Origin of the sequence: Streptomyces sp. NPDC127084, from assembly GCF_042724175.1 — a bacterium.
GTDB lineage: Bacteria > Actinomycetota > Actinomycetes > Streptomycetales > Streptomycetaceae > Streptomyces.
The window spans coordinates 1-3,469 of sequence record NZ_JBHXFA010000301.1; the positions used below are offsets into that span (position 1 = coordinate 1).

Genomic DNA, 3,469 nt, shown 5'->3' on the forward strand with positions numbered 1-3,469 from the left:
CACCCTCTACGACGCCGGGAAGGCATTCCCGGCACCTCTCGCACTGGCCGCATAACCGCCGCACTTGACCCGCCAGTGACATGAGATGTCTCGTCCACGCCGGTCAGCCGGCGCTGCCGCTTCTTCACGAGCTGCGGCTCGAAGGTACCGGCGGTGTCCCGGGGTACCTTCACCTCGACCGGGCCGACGTCGGTCAGCACGGTCTTCGCACGGGTGCCGTTGCGGGAGTTGCCGCTGTTTCGGCCTGCTGCGTCGTGCTTGTCATAGCCGACGTGATCGGTGATCTCGCCCTCCAGGGCGGACTCCAGCACCCGCTTGGTCAACTGCTGCAGCAGCCCACCCTCGCCGGTCAGCTGCAGCCCGTCGGAACGGGCCCGGTCGACCAGCATCGAGATCAACTGCTCGTCCGACACCGCCTCCGCGGCCGACTCGACGACCGGCTCATCCACCGTCTCGTGCTCGGTGATGGTCTCGCTCATTTCAGGCGTCTCCTTGATCATCGGATCCGCCGTCTATTGGACACTCCCGTCCAAGAGCAAGGGGAAGCTTCACCGTTGTGTCCGTGTGCGAAGTGGCTCCGGCGTCGTGTCCCTTCAAGAAGCTGCCTCTGCCTATGTGGCAGTTTGGTGCAGGCGCTTTTCGCCGAGTCGGGCGTCCCCGGTTCACGGGGAGATGCTTTCCTGGCTGTGTTCGGTGATGAGGGTCAGAACCCGGTCGATGAGTCCGGGAGCAAGGTGATGTCCCATTCCTGGCACAATCTCGAGTCGGGAGCCGGGTATCGCTTCGGCAGTGGCGTGGGCTCCGCTTGGGTTGACCATGGGATCGACATCGCCGTGGATGACCAGCGTGGGCACAGTGATGGTGCGCAACTGTGCTGTGCGGTCGCCGGATGCCTGAACGGCCTGGAGCTGACGGGAGATCCCTTCCCGTCCTGCGTGGTTGCGGCGGTTCCAGGCGCCTTGCGCATATGCCGTCTCCAGCTCCCGGTCTATGGGGTAGCCGGGTCCGGCCAGGTGGCTGATCATGGATAGGTAGCGCTTGACGGCGGCTTGTCGTGTGTGGGCGGGTCTGCCGGCTACGACTCGCAACTTGGTCGACCACGTGGGCCTTCCGACGCCTGGTCTGCCGGTCGTCGAGTAGATCGACGTCAGTGTCTTCACCCGCGAAGGGAAGGACACCGCGAGTGTCTGGGCGATCATGCCGCCCAGTGACTGTCCCACCACATGTGCACGCTCGATACCGAGATGGTCCAGCAGACCGACGCCGTCGGCAGCCATGTCGTTCAGCCTGTACGCACCGGGTTTCGGTCGTCCCCGCAGTTGATCGAGCCTGCTCGCTGTAGGCGTGCGCATGGGCGTTGAACGGCCGATATCGCGGTTGTCGTAGTGGATGACCAAGAAGCCTCGCTCTGCCAGACCGTCGAGGAATGCCCGTGGCCAGCAGGTCAGGTCCTGGCCCAGTCCAGCGATCAGCAGCAGCGGGTCGCCGTCGGAGCTGCCGCGGGTGCGATAGCAGATACGGACGCCGCTGGGAAGGCTGGCGTAGTGATCTGTGCTCATGCTGCCTCCACCTCCCTGATACCGGCCCAGGGTGCTTCCGCTCCGCCGGAGAGGTGAGAGAAGTGCAGAAACTGGTCTACAATATCGCTTTCTCTCAGCAGTTTGCGATCGGCTCGGAAGTCCTTCGACATCAACCATGGGGTTTCCGGTCCCTGCTTGGGCAGTTGACTCGCGGACCGCTGGATGTATCCGGCGCTGGAATTCATCATGGGCTGGGTCGGCATGTCGGGATTGGCGACTGGCCACACTGCGTCGTAGCCGTTGGCGTCCAGGTGTGTGAGCAGCCTGCAGAAGTACTCACAGAGCAGACCGACTTTCAGTGTCCAGGAGGCGCTCTGGTAGCCGATGGCGAAGGCGAAGTTCGGTACCCCGCTGAGCATCACGCCGCGGTAGGTCACCGTTTCCGTGAGGGCCACCGGTCGATGGTCGATGCTCAAGTACATGCCGCCGAACAGCTGGAGGTTCAGCCCTGTAGCTGTGACGATGATGTCTGCTTCCAGCTCTGTGCCGGAGCCAAGCAGCACTCCGTTTTCCGTGAATGATATAATACGGTCGGTGACGACTGAAGCGGTCCCTTCGCGTATCGCCTGGAACAGGTCACCGTTAGGGACTGCACAAAGCCGCTGGTCCCACGGATTGTAAGGCGGGTTGAAATGCTCGTCTACCGGGAAGCCGGGCGTGAGGCGCCGGGCGTTGACCTTCCGGATAAGTCGGCGGGCGGCTTTGGGGGAACGCTGGCACGACCGGTAGATTCCGCGTTGCATGGCAATGTTCTTGCTGCGGGTCATTGCATATCCGCGTTCCTCACCGAAGACCTTCATCAGTACTGCAGCGATGGCGTCCCGCTTGGGAACCGGCAGGATGTAGCTCGGCGTGCGCTGCAGCATCGTGACATGAGCGGCGGTCCGTGCCATGGCAGGCACCAGCGTGACCGCGGTAGCACCGCTGCCGATCACGACCACCCGCTTGCCCGCATAGTCCAGGTTGTCATCCCAGTCCTGTGGATGCACGATCGGGCCGTGGAAACGCTCCCGCCCCTTAAAGTGCGGTGTGAATCCCTGGTCGTAGCGGTAGTAGCCCCCCGCGTTGAAGATCCACCGCGTGCGAAACCGCAGGCGTTCGCCAGTGTCGGTTCGCTCCACGTCAACCAGCCAACGGGCCTGGGCGCTGGACCAGTCAGCGCCAATCGCCTTGTGGTGGAAGCGGATCCGGGAGTCCAGACCGTTTTCCGTCGCCGTCTCCCTTAGGTATTCCAGGATTCGATCAGCGGAAGCGATCGAATCCTCGTCCAGCCACGGCTTGAACTCGTAGCCGAATGTATACAGGTCGGAGTCGGAACGAATGCCGGGGTACCGGAACAGATCCCAGGTGCCTCCGGACGCGCCGCGCGCCTCCAGGATTGCGAAGCTCTTGGTCGGGTGTTGCGTGGTGAGATAGTGACCAGCTCCGATACCTGAGATACCGGCGCCGATGATGAGAACGTCGAGATCCTCGACCACGACGGGTGCGGAAGGCATAGCAACTCCTAAGGATCGGGACCCCGGTGTGGGGATCACTTGGTCTCCACGGTGGCACCGCAACACATCACACGCCACAACATTTCGCAACAATTTTGCTCGAATATGGTGCAAAGTGTTGAAACGGGCTGATGTCGGGTGGGTCAGCTGGAGCGCGAGTTGGACAGGTCGGGCCATTCATGACCGGGGCAGCCGTATCGGAAGGTCGGCTTCGCCGTGCGAGGATGGCGGCAGGCCGCTGCCCCGTCGGGAGCCGCTCGGGTTACGCAGCGCGTTCCCGCAGGTCATCAGGCACACCAGGGTCCGTCTTCAAAGATCATCAGTGTTGGATCATGGTGTGGTGATACGACGTCATGAACTGACCGGTCGTGAGTGGGAGTTGCTTGCTCCGTT

Annotated in this window: 3 protein-coding genes; all 3 read right to left on the reverse strand. The window is 62.8% G+C overall.

From position 1 onward, the window contains the following. A partial coding sequence (locus ACFWI9_RS33450) for a transposase (protein ID WP_387168839.1) occupies positions 1–389 on the reverse strand: 389 nt, incomplete at its 3' end. 273 nt (positions 390–662) lie between these two features. Next, positions 663–1,559 carry an alpha/beta fold hydrolase gene (locus ACFWI9_RS33455; protein WP_387168834.1) on the reverse strand — a complete coding sequence of 299 codons (897 nt, stop codon included), beginning with the start codon at positions 1,557–1,559 and terminating at the stop codon, positions 663–665. Then, positions 1,556–3,076, reverse strand: coding sequence for a flavin-containing monooxygenase (locus ACFWI9_RS33460; protein WP_387168836.1), 1,521 nt, complete (start codon positions 3,074–3,076; stop codon positions 1,556–1,558). Before ACFWI9_RS33460 ends, ACFWI9_RS33455 begins: the two co-directional genes overlap by 4 nt. Positions 3,077–3,469: the final 393 nt, after the last annotated feature.